Below are 16,939 nucleotides of genomic sequence, written 5' to 3'. Positions count from 1 at the left end.
TGTCAAGGAAAGCCGATGGCCGACCAGAAGATATTCGCCGGGCCGCGCATCCGCCGCATCCGCATCGCCAGAGGCCTGACCCAGACGGCGATGGCCGAGGGGCTCGGCATCTCGCCGTCCTATCTCAACCTGATCGAGCGCAACCAGCGGCCGCTGACGGTGCAACTGATCCTGAAGCTGGCCTCTGTCTACAAGGTCGACCCGCATGAATTGCAGGGTGAGGCGAGAGGGTCGATCTCGGCCTTGAAGGAAGTGTTCGGCGACCCGCTGCTTGCCGGTGAGCTGCCGGGCGACCAGGAACTGATCGAACTGGCCGAGGCAGCCCCCAACGCATCGGCTGCGATGATAAAACTGTTTCGCGCTTACCGCGAGCAGGCCGAGCGGCTGTCCGATCTCAACGAGCTTCTGGCGCGCGAGGGCCGCGCCACGGCGCTGTCCGGTGCGCGGCTGCCGATCGACGAAGTGCACGAGATTTTCGAGCGCCGGCCGAACCATTTTGCAGCACTCGAGGAGGAGGCCGAGGCCTTCACCTCGGTGCTCGACCCCGGCGACGATCTGTTCGGCGCGCTGAAGGCGTGGCTGAAGCGCGAGTATGGCATCGTCGTCAAGGTGCTGCCGGTCGCCACCATGCCGAACTGGCGCCGCCGTTATGACCGTCATTCGCAGCGTCTTTTTCTATCGGAGCGGCTGTCGCCGTTCGACCAGTTGCGCGAAGTCGCCATGGAGGCCTGCCTGATCCGCATGACGGTCGCTGTCGCCGGCGAAATTCAGGCGCTGAAGCTCGGTACGGACGAAGCCCGTCGGCTCGCCCGCTTCGAGTTCGGCCGCTACGCCGCCAATGCCTTGATGATGCCCTATCAGGCATTTCATGCCGCCGCCGTGCGGGCTCGTTACGACATCGATGTGCTGCGCTCGCGTTTCGGCGTCTCCTTCGAACAGGCGGCGAACCGCCTGACCATGCTGCAGCGTCCTGGCTTGTCCGGAGTGCCGTTCTTCATGCTCGAGGTCGACAATGCCGGCAACCGCTTCCGCAAGGCCGGCGGCCAGGGCTTTCCGCAAAGCCGCTTTGGCGGCGGCTGCCCGAAACTGCCGGTCCATGCCGCTTTCGCTTCGCCTGGCCAGATACTGGTCGAGGCGGTGGAAATGCCCGACGGCGCCGAGTTCCTCTGCATCGCACGCACGCTCGAGGGGCCGCAGGGTTCGTTCTCCGAGCGCCCGCGCCGCACCGCGCTGCTGTTGGGCTGCGATATCGGCTTTCGCGACGAGACCGTCTATGGCGCCGGGCTGCCGGCAAAGGCCGGACAGGGCGCCGCCACGCCGGTCGGTCCCGCTTGCCGGCTGTGCGAACGCATCGGCTGCCTCGCCCGCGCCGAGCCGCCGGTGACCCGTCCGCTGGGCCTGGACGAGATGGTGACGGGCCTGAGCGCCTTCGATTTCCAGTGATGCTTCTCGGGCTGGAGGTCGCGGAAGACCGCAGCTGTTTGCGCTAAGCAATAGAGCGCGGCCCGAACCATCGCCGAACCAAATATTGATTAAGCATCGGCGCTGCGCTATCGAAGGTGAGCTGCAGGGCAGCCAAGGGGGGACGGCTTATGAACAGGAAAGCTTTGTGGCTTGGCGTGGCGCTTGCCCTTTTGGCGGGGCCTGTTCTGGCAGAAAAATCCTCGGAATTCTTCAAGGACTATCAACAGTATAGTGACGACGGCAAGGCATTCCTGGACAAGATCGATCCAAAGACCGGCGCGGTCGACCTTCCCGAAGGCATCCATCTCGATCTCAAGGACAAGTTCTATTTTCTGGGCAAGAAGGACGCGACGTCCGTCCTGACCGAGGCCTGGGGCAATCCGGCTGATACCGCGTCCGAAGCAATCGGCATGATCTTCCCGGCCAAGTACGAGCCCATCGCCGGCAACGGTTGGGGCATCGAATTGCGCTATGAAAAGATCGGCCATGTCGATGACGCCGACGCCGCATCCATCGACTACACCGAATTGCTGAGCAGCATGCAGGCGGACACATTGTCGGCCAACGATCAGCGGGTGAAGGACGGCTTTCCCCCGATCAAGCTGATCGGCTGGGCCTCGCCGCCGGTCTATGATTTCGTCCACAAGCGGCTGCACTGGGCCAAGGAACTGCAGTTCGGAGACGATACCGTCCACACGCTCAATTACGACGTCCGTTTCCTCGGACGGGAAGGCGTCTTCGTGATGAGCTACATCGCTACGGTCGAACAATTGCCGGAGATCAAGCAGAGCCTGGACGAAGTGCTGGGCGTGGCGGACTTCAACACCGGCAAGAAATACACCGATTTTCTGCCAGGCACCGACACGGTCGCCGCGGTTGGCATTGGCGGCCTCATCGCTGGAAAACTCGCGGCAAAGGCCGGCCTGATTGCGGTCGCGCTCATCGCCCTGAAAAAGTTCGGCATTCTGCTGCTGGTACCGTTGGCCGGTCTTTGGCGCTTTATCCGCGGCAACAAGGGCACGTCCTAGAAACGGCGGTGTTTGCCCGTATGGCTGCCGGTTGGCGGTGCGCCAAAGGGAATGCCGGGCTGGATCACCTCCGGCGGTAGCCTATGCGCTAGAGAATGCGGCACGTTTCTGTCGTCCATTGTGCATCATGCCGCCCCGAGATAGCCGACAGTCGCGCCCCATGACCGATACCGCATCTTCTCCAATCGCCGCATCGCCGATCGTCTCGCCGCGCGAAGAGCGGGTCGGCTTGCTGCTGGTGTTCCTGTCGGCGCTGATGTGGAGCTTTGGCGGCACCATCGCCCGCTTCATCGACACCGCTGACAGTTGGACGGTGGTGTTCTGGCGCTCCCTGTGGGCGGCTGTGTTCCTGATTTGCTTCATGGCCTGGCGCGACGGCTGGCGCGGCATGTTGCGGCTGTTTCGCGACATGGGCCTGCCCGGCCTTGCCGTGGCCGTCTGTTTCGCCACGGCGTCGACGTGCTTCGTTGTCGCGCTCGCCTACACCACCGTTGCCAATATCCTGTTGATGCAGGCCGGTGTGCCGCTGCTGGCGGCATTGCTTGCCTGGGTGCTGTTTCGCGAACGCGTCGCCGTCGCGACCTGGGTGGCGATCGCCGCCGTCATCGCCGGCGTCGCCATCATGGTGTCGGAATCGCTCGACGGCGCCGTATCGCCCATCGGCGACGGGCTGTCGCTGCTGATCGCCGTCATGTTCTCGATTGCCACCGTCATCACCCGGCGCTTCGCCCATGTGCGCATGACGCCGGCGACGTGCCTCGGCACGATGCTGGCAGCGGCTTTCGCCGCATCGCAAGCCACGCAGTTTGCCACGTCGGCCCACGACATGGCTTTCCTGTTTGCCTTCGGCGTCATCAATCTCGGCCTGGGCCTTGCCTTCTTCGCCACCGGCGCGAGGCTGGTTCCGGCGGCGATCGCAGCACTCCTCGGCACGTTCGAGCCGATCCTCGGACCGATCTGGGTCTGGCTCGTTCATGGCGAGGTGCCCTCGGTGCGCACCATCATCGGCGGCGCGGTGGTGGTCGCCGCGCTGCTCGTCCATATCGCGCTTGAATTCAAGCGCCAGGCGAGACCTGCACGGCCGGGGACCACCGGCCTGCCATCCCCTAATTGACCCGCCTTTCCCTTGGTTGAGCCCGTCTTCCCTAATTACGCCCGTCTTTCCCCAATTAGCGAAGCCGCACGCCCTATTGACCGAGCTTCCCCGCGCGGGCCATTGACAACCTTGCTGCGGCACGGGCAGGCTGGGGGCACGGCAACAACAAGACAGGCTTATCTTGCCAAGTGTCCCCGCCGGTCGGACCAAGACCGGACCACAGCGTCGTATCCCTGCCCGCGCCACGGCGAAAGCCTCTGACGGCGTCAGCGCGCCCGCCATGCGGGCACACAGAGCCATCATCTGCCGCTCGTCGAACCGCCCGGATGGCGCCGGCAGTTCATGCTTGTGGCTGCCCGGAAAGCTCAATACTCTGAAGCAAATGCCCAATCGCGCTCGAACAGCGACGACTTGGCGAAGGAACACTCATCAAAGGAGAACAGCATGATCCGCAAAGCGCTCTGGCTTTCGGCAACCTCGGCATTTCTGACGCTTTTCGCCGTCGGCGGCCATGCCGAGGATCGCGTCGTCAACGTCTTCAACTGGTCGGATTACATCGACAGTTCGATCATTGACGACTTCACCAAGGAGACCGGCATCAAGGTCGTCTACGACACCTTCGATTCCAATGAAATCCTCGAAACCAAGCTGCTTGCCGGCGGCAGCGGCTATGACGTCGTCGTGCCCAGCGGCAACTTCCTGGCCCGCCAGATCCAGGCCGGCGTGTTCCAGAAGCTCGACAAGTCGAAGCTGCCCAACATTTCCAACATGTGGGACACGGTTTCGGAGCGCACCGCCAAATACGATCCGGGCAACGAATATTCGATCAACTACATGTGGGGCACGGTCGGCATCGGCTACAACATCAAGAAGGTGCAGGCTGCACTCGGCACCGACAAGATCGACAGCTGGGATATTTTCTTCAATCCCGACAGCCTGGCCAAGCTGAAGGATTGCGGCGTCTATGTGCTGGACTCGCCGGCCGACATCATCCCAGCGGCGCTCAAATATCTCGGCCTCGATCCGAACAGCACCTCACCTGACGACATCGCAAAGGCCGAGGAGACGTTGCTGAAGGTGCGGCCGTATATCCGCAAATTCCATTCGTCCGAATACATCAACGCGCTCGCCAACGGCGACATCTGCCTGGCGGTCGGCTGGTCGGGTGACGTCTTCCAGGCGCGCAACCGCGCGGTCGAGGCCAAGCAAGGCGTCGAGATCGGCTATTCCGTGCCCAAGGAAGGCGCCCAGATGTGGTTCGACCAGATGGCGATTCCCGCCGATGCGCCGCATGCCGCCGAGGCACTCGAATTTCTCAACTACATGATGAAGCCGGAAGTGATCGCCAAGTCGTCCAACTATGTGCTGTACGCCAACGGCAACAAGGCTTCGCAGCAGTTCGTCGACAAGGCGCTGCTGGATGATCCGGCGGTCTATCCGGACGCCGAGACCTTGAAAAAGCTCTATACGGTCCAGCCCTACGATCCCAAGACCCAGCGCCTGATCACGCGCAGCTGGACCAAGATCGTCACCGGCCAGTAAGCAATGCGACATGGTCCCGGCAGCCACCTGCCGGGACCATTCTTCTCTGGGGCAAGAAGCAAAAAAATAGGACGGAGTGGGACATGAAATCGCTTGGCAGCATCCGCAGGGATTTCGCGCCATGGAACGACCCGAACGCCAAGCCATATATCCAATTCGAGAACGTCACCAAGAAGTTCGGTGACTTCACCGCCGTCAACAATCTGTCGCTGACCATTTTCGAGCGCGAGTTCTTCGCCCTGCTCGGCGCGTCGGGCTGCGGAAAGTCGACGTTGCTGCGGATGCTTGCCGGCTTCGAGGAGCCCACCGCCGGCCGTATCCTTCTCGACGGCCAGGACTTGCGCGGCATCCCGCCCTACCGCCGCCCGGTCAACATGATGTTCCAGTCCTATGCGCTGTTCCCGCATATGAGCGTGGAAAAGAACATTGCCTTCGGCCTCAAGCAGGAAGGCATGCCGGGACCGGATATCGAAAAGCGCGTCGCCGAGATGCTGAAGCTGGTGAAGCTAGAGCAGTTCGCCAAGCGCAAGCCGCACCAATTGTCGGGCGGCCAGCGCCAGCGCGTCGCGCTCGCCCGCTCGGTTGCCAAGCGGCCAAAAGTCTTGCTGCTCGATGAGCCGCTCGGCGCGCTCGACAAGAAGCTGCGCGAGGAAACGCAGTTCGAGCTGATGGACCTGCAGCAAAATCTCGGCCTTACCTTCGTCGTCGTCACCCACGACCAGGAAGAGGCGATGACCATGGCCGACCGCATCGCCATCATCGACAAGGGCGAGGTGATGCAGGTGGCGACGCCGGCGGAAGTCTATGAGGCGCCGAGCTCACGCTTCGTTGCCCACTTCGTCGGCAATGTGAACATGTTCGAAGGCAAGGTCGCCGAGCGTGCGGCAAACACCACGCGCATTACCGGCGCGACAGGGGCCCAGATCGTCGTCGAAAACAGCACCGATACAAAGGCCGGTTCCGACATCGTCTTCGCCATCAGGCCGGAGAAGATCAAGGTGTCGTCGAAGAAACCGGCCGACGCAGTCAATGCGCTTGAGGGCGAGGTCTACGACGTTGCCTATCTCGGCGACATGACCGTCTACCACATCCGGCTGGATGACGGGCAGATCATCAGGGCAAGCGCGCTCAACGCGGCGCGAGTCACCGAGGACCCGCTGACCTGGAACGACCGCGCCTGGGTCTCCTTCCGGCCGGATGCCGGCGTCGTGCTGACACGGTAGGGGGCGGCCATGTCCAACATTGCACTCACCGACGCCGGTCCATCGGCCGCGGCCAAACCGTTCCTGATGCGGCTCGGTGCCGGCTTTGTCAGCCGGCTCGTCATCATCGTGCCTTATCTCTGGCTGCTGTTCTTCTTCTTCATCCCGTTCATCATCGTCTTCAAGATTTCGCTGTCGCAGTCGGCGATCGCCATGCCGCCCTACACGCCGGCGCTCGATTTCAGGGACGGCGTGTCCGGGTTCTTTGTCCGCTTCCGCGAACTCAGCGTCGACAATTATGTCTGGCTAACGCAGGACGCGCTTTACTTCAAAGCCTACGTGACCAGTGTTATCATCGCTGCTGTCTCGACGATCCTGACCTTGCTCGTCGGCTTCCCGATCGCCTACGGCATGGCCCGCGCGCCGGCGACGATCCGTCCGACCTTGCTGATGCTGGTTATCCTGCCGTTCTGGACGTCGTTCCTGATCCGCGTCTATGCCTGGATCGGCATCCTCAAGCCCGAGGGTCTGCTCAATCAGATGCTGTTGTCGCTGCACATCATCAATCAGCCACTGATCATCCTCAACACTTACACGGCGATCTTCATCGGCATCGTCTATTCCTACCTGCCATTCATGGTGCTGCCGCTCTATTCGTCGCTGGAAAAGATGGATTACTCGCTGATCGAGGCGGCAAAGGATCTCGGCTGCCCGCCGACATCAGCCTTCTGGAAGATCACGTTCCCGCTGTCGCTGCCCGGGGTCATCGCCGGCTGCCTGCTGGTGTTCATTCCAGCGGTTGGCGAGTTCGTCATTCCCGATCTGCTCGGCGGCTCGCAGACGCTGATGATCGGCAAGACCTTGTGGAATGAATTCTTCGCCAACCGTGACTGGCCGGTGTCGTCGGCCGTCGCCGTCATCCTGCTGCTGCTCCTGATCGTGCCGATCATGCTCTTCCAGCAGGCCCAGGCACGCGCCCAGGAGCAGGACAAATGAACGCCACCTGGAGCCGCTTCAACGTCACCTCGGTCGTGCTGGGCTTTGCCTTTCTCTATCTGCCGATCGTGCTGCTCATCGTCTTCTCCTTCAACGAGTCGAAGCTGGTCACCGTCTGGGGCGGCTTCTCGACCAAATGGTATGCCTCGCTGTTCCACAATCAGGGGCTGATGGACGCCACCTGGGTGACCGCGCGTGTGGGTGTCATCTCCGCCACTGTGGCAACCGTGCTCGGCACGCTGGCAGCACTGACCTTGACCCGCTACACCCGCTTCCGCGGCCGCATCCTGTTTTCCGGCATGGTGTTTGCGCCGCTGGTCATGCCGGAAGTCATCACCGGCCTGTCGCTGTTGCTGCTGTTCGTTGCCGTCGGTCTCGACCGTGGCTTCCTGACCGTGACGCTTGCTCACATCACCTTGACCATGTGCTTCGTGGCTGTCGTCGTGCAGTCGCGCCTGGTGTCGTTCGATCGTTCGCTGGAAGAAGCTGCCTTGGACCTCGGCGCAACGCCGGTAAAGACCTTCTTTCAGATCACGCTGCCGGTCATCATGCCGGCCATCGTCTCCGGCTGGATGCTGGCCTTCACCCTGTCGCTTGACGACCTGGTCATCGCCTCCTTCACCTCCGGGCCTGGCGCCACCACGCTGCCGATGAAGATCTACAGCCAGGTGCGTCTCGGCGTGACGCCGGAAATCAACGCCGCCTGCACCATCCTGATCGCCGTCGTGGCGGTAGGCGTCATCATCGCTTCGGTCGCCAACAAGCGGCGTGAGGTGCAACGCCAGCTCGACGAACAGGCCGCGCAGCGCGGTTGATTGCGTCAAACGAGGGATAGGGCGGTCCCGGTAAGGGTCCGCCTATTCGCCTGAGACGCCGCGGCTGATCGGCGAGATGAACGGCGTGCTCCAGGTGCCGCCGACGAAGAATGACGACTGGTTGGATCCCTGCTGGCCATTGACCGGTGCCGCTGCCGGGTCGGCCTGGGTGACACCCCCCGAAAGCGCCAGCCCGCGTCCGCCGTAAGAGGCGATGCCGGACAGCCAGACCTTGTATTTCGCCGAATTGGCCTCGGCCTTGTCCAGCCTTGCCACACCCTTCGAGATGGTGGCCTTGAGCTCGGCGCCGTCCATCGGCAGTGTCCCGTCCGAGACGTCGTCGAGCGCGAAGAAGCCGCCCTGTTCCGTGTGCTTCAGAAATGCCGGCAAATTGAGCCCGCTCAGCGCGCCCGGCCCGAACGTCGCAGAGACCGAGCCGTCCGCGTTCTCGAAGATCGAGTCCCAGGATTTGCCCGGCCCTTTGAGAATGACCGAGACAGTGCCGGTGCTGGCCGGCACCAGCCGCGTCATTCCGGCCGCGGTGCCGAAAGCGGCGCCGTCAATGTCGGAGGCGAGCAGCCGGATCTCGACCTGCGAGCCCTCCGGTTTGCGGTCGAAACGCAGGCTACTTTGCACGTTGCCGCCAAAGGCCGACGCATCGGAGATATCGAAGACGGCAAGCCCGTTCTTCACCTGCGCCGTGGCGGCGACGTCGGCAAGCTGGATTGCGCCGGCCGAGGCATGCGCCGCTGACAGCCTCAGATCGAGATTGATCCGGTCGGCGAAGCTGGTGTCGATTTCGCCGGGACCGGTCTCGCCGGTCGGCGCCAGCGGCGTGAAGGCCGAAAACAGCGACCTGAGGTCGAGCGTATCGAAGGCGAGTGTGCCTGATATCACCGGCAAGGCGTCGCCGAACGAAAAATCCAGCGCCCCCATTCCCGGGTTGTTGTCGAGCGTCACCGCGGTGTTTTCGAATTTGACGCGGCCGGCGGTCGCCGTGATCTTGCTCGAAATCGAGACCGAACCGATCGCCGTACCAGGAGCAATGCCGGCCTGCGACCATTCCAGCACGCGCCGCAGCGAGGGCGCGGCGAATTTCGCCTGGCCATCGAAATAGGCGTTTTGCGACATGCTGGCCGTGCCGTCGAACGAGAAGCTGGCCGGCGCTGCCTTGAACGAAAACGTGACCGGTGCGGCGCCGCCGGCAAACAGCACCAGCGGCTTGGGCGAGGCGGCATCGACGGTGACGCTCTCGCCGCGCCAGATTCCGGTCGCCGACAAGGTCGCGTTGCTGTTCATCGCTGCCCAGCTCGCCTGGCCGGACAGGCTGGTCAGCAATTCGACGTCCTTGCCGCCGACGGAGGCGACCATACGGCCGTCCCTGAATTCCACGGTGCCGAACGGATCGGCGGGCAGCTTGCTCAGATCCGGCTTCGTCGGATCGGCGTTGACCACGCCGCGCGCCGTGTCGATGGAGCGGGTGATGCGTCCGCCCGTTGGTATGGCGGGCAGGAATATGCCGTTTGCGGCGCGCTGGACCCGGATCGTCGGCCGCACCAGCCGCGCCGTCGAAAACACCACATCGCCCTGCAGCGCCGCCATGGCCGAAAGGTCGACCTCGACCCGTTCGGCCTCGATCACCGGCGGCGCGTCGGTCTCGGTCCACTGCGACAGCGTGACGTCGCTCAATATGGCGCGGAACTTCGGCCACACCTCGATGCGCGGCGAACCGGCGATGGTGACCCTGAATCCGCTCCACGCGCTCATCTCCCAGGCAATGCGATCGCGCACGATCCGGGTCGAGGCAATCAGCGGCAGAGCGGCGACGACCAGCGCGATGACGAGCACGGCAACGCCGATCGCCCATATTCCGCGCCGGATCAAAGGTGATGGCATATTGCCCCGGTTGCTTTCATTCCGATAAAAATCGTCTGACGGGTGTAACCGCCAGTCGTCACCACGCCTTCCAGTCGTCACTACGACTTAGGGCTGAGGCATTTCAAGTCTTTATGGCCCGGCGATGGCAATTGCGCACACATGGCCGAGTTTAGCGGAACAAAATCTTGCTCTGCCGCACGGTGGTAGGCATAAGCGATGCAGCTTCAGCCTGCTACGAGGCGCGGCGTTTTTGGGACAGCGCGCCTGTAAAGCTGAGGCTAGTGCATGTCGCCCGGAAGAGTGCAGCGGTTCCGGGACAACGACGTGCATCAAAACAAAAGCATATCTATCTTGCGACGCGACGGGCTTCAAGGAGGATCGATAATGGCTGCCGAAGCACCGCTCTGGACCCCGACGCAAGACCAGATCGACGCAGCACCACTGACCGCGTTCATGAAGGCAGCAGCGGCCAAAAGCGGCACATCCTTCGCCTCCTACGCCGAACTGCACCGCTGGTCGGTCGAGGATCGCGAGGGCTTCTGGAGCCTGCTGTGGGACTTTTGCGGCATTGTCGGCGACAAAGGGACCGATGCGGGCGAGCCCGTGCTCGTCGATGGCGACAAGATGCCCGGCGCATCGTTCTTTCCCGAAGCGACGCTGAACTTCGCCGAGAACCTGCTGAAGAAGACCGGTTCCGGTGACGCGATCGTCTTTCGCGGCGAGGACAAGATCGAGCGGCGGCTGTCGTGGAGCGAACTGCACCAGCTGACCTCGCGCTTTCAGCAGCTTTTCCTGTCGCTCAAGGTGAAAAAGGGCGACCGCATCGCGGCGATGATGCCCAACATGCCGGAAACCGTCGCCGCCATGCTGGCGGCCGCCTCCATCGGCGCGGTCTGGTCGTCCTGTTCCCCCGATTTCGGCGAGCAGGGCGTGCTCGACCGTTTCGGCCAGATCGAGCCGGTCATATTCATTGCGCCGGACGGCTATTGGTACAATGGCAAGGCAATCGAGGTCGCCGACAAGATCGCTGCCGTTGCAGCGAAGCTCGAAACAGTAGCCAAGGTCCTGATCGTCGACTATCTCGGTACCTCGCGTGACATCGCCGCGGTCATCGATAAGGCCGTGGCGCTCGAAGAGGCGCTGTCACCCTTTGCCGCCAAAGCGGTCACGTTCGAGCGGCTGCCGTTTGCGCATCCGCTCTACATCCTGTTTTCGTCAGGTACCACCGGCGTTCCCAAATGCATCGTCCATTCGGCCGGCGGCACGCTGGTCCAGCACGTCAAGGAACACCGGCTGCATGCCGGGCTCGTCGAAGGCGACCGCTTCTTCTACTTCACCACCTGCGGCTGGATGATGTGGAACTGGCTGGTGTCGGGCCTGGCCTCGGGCGCCACGCTGCTGCTCTATGACGGCTCGCCCTTCCACCCCGACGGCAATGTGCTGTTCAGCTTCGCAGATGCCGAGAAGATGACCTTTTTCGGCACCTCGGCCAAATTCATCGATTCCGTACGCAAGGCCGGGCTCAAGCCGATCCGCAGCCATGATCTGTCGAGTGTGCGGGCTATTTCCTCGACCGGCTCACCGTTGTCGCCGGAGGATTTCCGCTTCGTCTATGACGGCATCAAGAAGGACGTACATCTCGCCTCGGTTTCCGGCGGCACCGACATCGTCTCCTGTTTCGTGCTCGGCGTACCGACGCAACCGGTCTGGACCGGCGAGATCCAGGGTCCCGGCCTCGGCCTTGCCGTCGATGTATGGGACGATGACGGCAAGCCGATCCGCGAGCAAAAGGGTGAGCTGGTCTGCACAAAAGCGTTCCCGTCGATGCCGATCGGCTTCTGGAACGATCCTGAGGGCAAGAAATACCAGGCCGCCTATTTCGAGCGCTTCGACAATGTTTGGTGCCACGGCGACTTCGCCGAATGGACCGCGCATGGCGGCATGATCATCCACGGCCGTTCCGACGCGACGCTCAATCCGGGGGGTGTGCGCATCGGCACGGCGGAGATCTACAATCAGGTCGAACAGATGCCGGAGATCCTTGAGGCGCTGTGCATCGGTCAGGATTTCGACAATGACGTCCGCGTCGTGCTGTTCGTGCGGCTGGCCGCCGGCGTGACGCTGGACGAGGATCTGGAAAAGCGCATTCGTTCCAAGATCCGCAGCGGCGCCAGCCCGCGCCACGTGCCGGCAAGGATCGTCGCCGTCAGCGACATTCCGCGCACCAAATCGGGCAAGATCACCGAGCTTGCAGTGCGCGACGTGGTGCATGGCCGCGCCATCAAGAACAAGGAAGCGTTGGCCAATCCAGAGGCGCTGGAGCTGTTCAGGAACCTGCCGCAGCTGGCTGAGTGACGCGGCGGGATGGTTAACCAGATATGTCGGTCGAATTTACCTAGATTTCATGAGTGGTACACATTCGTAAATTTTTTGGACGGCCGGTAAGGAGTTGTTAAGGCCCGGCGTCGATAGTCGCACGTAACTTGAGGGAGAAATCCCGTTCCTCGTCCCCTGAGGATCAGATTCGCTCAAGCCCCCGTTGTGACAGCAAATCCCATTTAAGGCGTCCTGTTGGACGCCTTTTCTTTGTCCGGGATTCTCGCCCGGGAATGGCCGGCCCTATTCGGCCAGCACCCGCGTCGACGGGAAGGCGACCTCGACCAGCGTCCCTTCGCCCGGCGTCGAGGTGATGGTGAAGCGGGCGCGGTTGGCTTCCACCATCGCCTTGGTCAGCGGCAGGCCGAGACCGGTGCCGTCGCCACGCCCGCGCTTCAGCGCATTGATCTGCTTGAATGGCTTCAGCGCCTGCTCGATCTCGGCATGGCTCATGCCAATGCCGGTATCGCGCACCCGCATGACAACGTCGCCGGAGGTTTCATAGGCGGTCGACACGATCACCTGTCCGCCGGCTTGCGTATAGCGAATGGCGTTGGACAGGATGTTGAGCGCGATCTGGCGCACGCTTCTGAGGTCGGCGACGACTTCCGGCAGTCGCGAGGCGAAGCTGGAGCGAATGATGACACGCTCGCGGTTGGCCTGCGGCTGCATCATCGCCACCGTCTCGGCCAGCGTATCGTTGAGCGACACCGCCTCGTAGTCCATTTCCTGCTGGCCGGCCTCGATCTTCGAAATGTCGAGGAGGTCATTGACGAGATCGAGCACATGGTTGCCCGAGCGGTTAATGTCTCTGAGATAGTCGCGGTAGCGGTCATTGGCTACCGGGCCGAACTTCTCGTCCACCATCAGCTCGGAAAAGCCGATAATGGCGTTGAGCGGCGTGCGGATCTCGTGGCTGATGCGGGCGAGGAAATCGGTCTTCTGCGAGGAGGCGCGCTCGGCCACCGCGCGCGCCTGGGTCAGATCCTCTTCGGCCCGCTTCCACTGCGTGATGTCGCGCACCACGGCGCAGAAGCCGCTGTCATTGGGCAGCCTGCCGATGGTCATGAACAGCGGGATGAAGCGCCCTTGCGCCTCGCGCCCGATCACCTCGCGGCCATCGTTCATCACACTCGCCACGCCGGGCTCGGACAGGCCGTTCAGATAGTCGCGCGCCGCGCGCTGGCTTTCGATGGCAAACAGCGAGGCGAACGGTTTACCGGTGACGTCGTCGCTGTCGAAGCCGAACAGCGCCTCGGCCGGCCGGCTGATCGAGCGGATGTCGCCGTCGCGGCCGATCAACACCACACCATCGGTCGCGGTGTCGATGATGGTGCGCATCTCGGCAATGCGCGCTTTGAGTTCGGAGACATCGGGCTGCGTCTGCTCCTCGGCTGCGAGATGCGCAACCATCGGCGGCTCGTTATCGCCGGTACGTCGCACCACCAGCATCAGCGCCTTGCCGGCGCGCCACGGCACCGAACGCAAAATGGCTTCGATCGGAAATTCCTGGCCCTCGCGCGTCTTCAGTTTGAGTGTGTGGTCGCTTTCGCCGGCCGTTTCTGAATAGGGATCGGCAAACAGCGCGTCGAGCCCGCCGGCGTCGCTCAGGTCCTCAAGCGTGTCATAGCCGGTCAGGCCGAGGAATTCCTCATTAGCGTAATGAAGCTCGTCGCCCGAATGGATGAGCAGCGGCACCGGCAGCTTGCCGAGGATCGACGTGTCAGGGGCCTTGTGTTCATCTCCGGCCGAGAATGCCGAAGGCATGAACCCCTCAAGCTTGAGCGGCGGCACTTTCAAGCGCTGTGGGTCTGCCGGCACTGTGTCCGCATCGCCGGCCTTGTCCCCGTCTTCCACGGCCGAGTCAGTCGCCTCGTCGGACGGCGCCCAATCCTCATTGTCCTCGGCATCGCGGAAATCGGCCGACGTCATGCTGTCGTCTTCACCGGCATTGGCCGGCGTCTCGGCAACAACCGGCTGTGGCTCTGCGGCCTCGACGATCTCTTGGGCTTGCGTATCATCCGGTTCGGAAGCCGGCGCAGGTTCGTCGTTGGACGACGTTGCTTCCGTACTGTTTTCGGTGACGGAGCCTGGTTCGGGATCGGCATAGTCGAGCAGGGAGCGCGACACTGTCGGCGCCTTCGCCTCGCCTGCTTCGCCGTCCGCAAGGCCGTCGACCGGCTGCTCGCCGTCAAGCCGCGCGAGATCCTTTTCGTCCTCGGCATCGCTTTCCGGCGGTTCGGCCTCAGCCGTTTCATTTTCGGGTGCGGTTGCCGATGGTTCAGCCACGGCAGCCGGGCCGGCTTCGCCCGGACTCGAGACCTCGGCGGGCCGCCGGGCTGGCGCGGCTGTTTCAGCCTGGTTCGCCTCGACATGATCCGGCTTGAGCTCATCTGCCTTGGCCTGGTCTGGCGTTACCTGATCCGGATTGGCCGGTTCGGCCTGCTTGGCAGTCTCCGGCTGCTCCGGCGGGGGATTGTCCTTCTTCAGCCGCTCGCCGATTTCGCGGAAAGCGCTGCGCTCCAGCGTCGACAGGCCCCTCTCGCTTGTCGGCTGCTTGTCGTTGGCGGGCTGCCGATGCTCGGCCAGCCGGATGACCTTGTCGGCAAAACGACGTTCCTGCTTCGGCACGATGGTCAGCGCCGGCACTTCGCCCTCGAACGGATCGGCCGCCCTGGGAGCTTCCGCCACGGGCTGTTCCGCCACGGGCTGTTCCGGCGCCGGCTCGGCTGCTGCCGCTGGCGCGCCATTGGGGACCAGCGCCGTGCCGATTGCTTCCGGATCGACCACCGCATCGCCGGCGCGGGCGACGCCGAAACCACGAAAACCTTCGAAGGCGCGGCTGCGGCCATAGACAGGCAGTGCTGCCAGATCGACCGGTATCTTCAGGTCGGAGCCGGCAACCGGCCACAGTACCGAGCGGCCCGACCAGGTGTCGCGCCGTTCAAGCAGGCCCGCGATCTCGCCCGAGGCGTCGAGGCCGAAAATTGTCGCGACGTCCTTGAAGCGGCGGCCGATCACGTCGGCGGCGGCTTTGCCGACAATGTCGCCGAATTCCGGCGACAGCGCGCTGAACTTGCCCTCGGCGTCGGTGCGCCAGACGAAGCGCAGCGGCGGCGCCGAGCGGTCGATCTCACGTTTGGCGGGAGGCGCAGCCGGTGGGGCTGCGTCAGAGGGCAGGGCGGGCGCAGCGGCACTGCTGTCCAACTGCGCACTCTCGGCCGGGGAAACAGAGTCCGGCTCGGCCTGCGCCGGGCTGTCCGGCTCGCCCGCCTGCGGCTCTTCGCCGGCATGGAAGTACCAATGATCGTGTTGCGCCGGCGCGCTGTCATTCGCCGCCTGCTCGCGGCCGGTCGTCTGCTCGCGATGGTCCGCCTTTGTATCGGTGGACGCCGAAGCATCATGCTCGGTGGCAGCCGGACCTGTCTCCCCGACATCAGGTGCGGCCGCGAGTGGGGCGCCCTGATCCCCGCTTGCGGTGGGGTGGTCAGCCACCGCATCCACCGTTACCGCGTTCTCCGCGGCGGCTTGCGCCGGGCCATCGTCGACCTGCGCTGCAGCAGGTTCGGCATCCAGCTCGCCGACAGGATTTTCCTCACCGAGCTGATCCTCGTCGATGACCACCAGCAGATGCCTGGACTCGGTCAGGCGCGCGAAGCCGGCCGGATAGGACGTGGCGCCGCCGGGGACCAGCCGCTTGACGATGCGGTCGTCCTGGCTCGCCACGTCGGCGACAAGCGCGGCCAGCGTCTCAGGCCGGATGGCGAGCGCGCCAAAGCCATCCGAAGCCGCCTCGACAGTGCCGGCGGCGTCGACAAAGGCGATGAAATGGCCGTCTTCGGTAAAGCCGCTGATCGCGCGGGCCGTAATCTCGGCAGCACTGCGCGAGCCGGCCTGCGCTGCCGGCACCACCAGCATGATGGCGCTTTCGCCGTCCGGCATCGTCACCGCACTGGCCAGAAAGCCGACGGCGCGGCTGGTGATGCCGGTCGCCAGCCGTACCGTAATGGCGCGGTCGCTGCCGATCTGCGGGAAGCCCGCGGTCGCCATGATCTGACGCCTGGCGATCAGCGGCAGCTGTGCCGAAGCGCCGATGATGGCCTCGATATCGGGATAGCCGAACACCGCAGCGCCCGGGCCGTTGGCCCAGATCACCTGTTCGAGGTCGGCCGACAGAATCGCGATCGCGTCGCCGGCGGCGAAGCGCTGGCGAACCGCATCAAGCACGGCGACATCGAGGAAAGAGTAGTTCTCGGAAGGCATGCGCTTGGCGGACCCTTTCGGTGAAACCTCTTGGCGAACCTACAAGGCGGGCAATTTGCAGTTAACGCTTTGTTAATAAAAGCCCGCGCGGCGAAGGTCCACAAGCCATCGCGGGAAGCAGGTGGAATCTCTGGCCACTTGGTTAACAGCCTCTCGGAATACCCCTGGATAACCTCTTGGGTGACGCATGGGAAGAAATTTATGGTGCACTGCAACAAAGATATTGCATCGCACAAAAAAACCGCTATATTGCCATCATACATGAACGAGACGGCTTTT

10 protein-coding genes are annotated in these 16,939 nt (G+C 63.3%); 8 read left to right on the top strand and 2 right to left on the bottom strand.

All coding sequences use genetic code 11. The features are described 5' to 3' along the window. Window positions 1-15: 15 nt before the first annotated feature. From NKL04_RS18810 to NKL04_RS18780, 7 genes are all read left to right on the top strand, one after another. Complete coding sequence (locus NKL04_RS18810) at window positions 16-1,443, top strand: helix-turn-helix domain-containing protein (RefSeq protein WP_023701807.1); 1,428 nt, start codon at window positions 16-18, stop codon at window positions 1,441-1,443. Window positions 1,444-1,592: 149 nt separating this feature from the next. Beyond that, window positions 1,593-2,492 (top strand): DUF2167 domain-containing protein, encoded by a 900-nt coding sequence (locus NKL04_RS18805; RefSeq protein WP_031193251.1) that lies wholly within the window; start codon window positions 1,593-1,595, stop codon window positions 2,490-2,492. Window positions 2,493-2,652: 160 nt separating this feature from the next. Continuing rightward, entirely contained in the window at window positions 2,653-3,606 is a 954-nt protein-coding gene (locus tag NKL04_RS18800; protein WP_023689324.1) for a DMT family transporter, read from the top strand. A gap of 426 nt (window positions 3,607-4,032) precedes the next feature. Further along, a complete protein-coding gene (locus tag NKL04_RS18795; protein ID WP_023689323.1) occupies window positions 4,033-5,130 on the top strand; it encodes a polyamine ABC transporter substrate-binding protein in 1,098 nt (365 codons plus the stop codon). An 83-nt stretch (window positions 5,131-5,213) separates the two neighbouring features. Continuing rightward, window positions 5,214-6,353, top strand: a complete 1,140-nt coding sequence (locus NKL04_RS18790) for an ABC transporter ATP-binding protein (protein ID WP_023697298.1) — start codon at window positions 5,214-5,216, stop codon at window positions 6,351-6,353. A gap of 9 nt (window positions 6,354-6,362) precedes the next feature. Next, window positions 6,363-7,328, top strand: a complete 966-nt coding sequence (locus NKL04_RS18785; RefSeq protein WP_031195899.1) for an ABC transporter permease subunit — start codon at window positions 6,363-6,365, stop codon at window positions 7,326-7,328. Next, the gene (locus NKL04_RS18780; protein WP_023669326.1) at window positions 7,325-8,143 is read left to right on the top strand and encodes an ABC transporter permease; all 819 of its coding nucleotides are present in this window, start codon (window positions 7,325-7,327) and stop codon (window positions 8,141-8,143) included. The genes NKL04_RS18785 and NKL04_RS18780 overlap by 4 nt, the downstream gene beginning before the upstream one ends. A 42-nt stretch (window positions 8,144-8,185) precedes the next feature. Here NKL04_RS18780 and NKL04_RS18775 read toward each other — a convergent pair whose 3' ends face one another. After that, window positions 8,186-10,039, bottom strand: coding sequence for an AsmA family protein (locus NKL04_RS18775; protein ID WP_023681868.1), 1,854 nt, complete (start codon window positions 10,037-10,039; stop codon window positions 8,186-8,188). A gap of 366 nt (window positions 10,040-10,405) precedes the next feature. Here NKL04_RS18775 and NKL04_RS18770 point away from each other — a divergent pair, with 366 nt between their 5' ends. Beyond that, window positions 10,406-12,376: an acetoacetate--CoA ligase gene (locus NKL04_RS18770; RefSeq protein ID WP_023701804.1), complete on the top strand. Its 1,971-nt coding sequence runs from the start codon at window positions 10,406-10,408 to the stop codon at window positions 12,374-12,376. A gap of 264 nt (window positions 12,377-12,640) precedes the next feature. Here the strand turns inward: NKL04_RS18770 and NKL04_RS18765 are convergent, their stop codons facing one another. After that, complete coding sequence (locus tag NKL04_RS18765; RefSeq protein ID WP_023701803.1) at window positions 12,641-16,660, bottom strand: PAS domain S-box protein; 4,020 nt, start codon at window positions 16,658-16,660, stop codon at window positions 12,641-12,643. Between the last annotated feature and the right edge of the window lie 279 nt (window positions 16,661-16,939).

The organism is Mesorhizobium sp. C264A (assembly GCF_040324515.1).
Classification (GTDB): domain Bacteria; phylum Pseudomonadota; class Alphaproteobacteria; order Rhizobiales; family Rhizobiaceae; genus Mesorhizobium.
The sequence above is the reverse complement of the archived record's forward strand: the minus strand, read 5'-3'. Positions and strand labels throughout refer to the sequence as shown.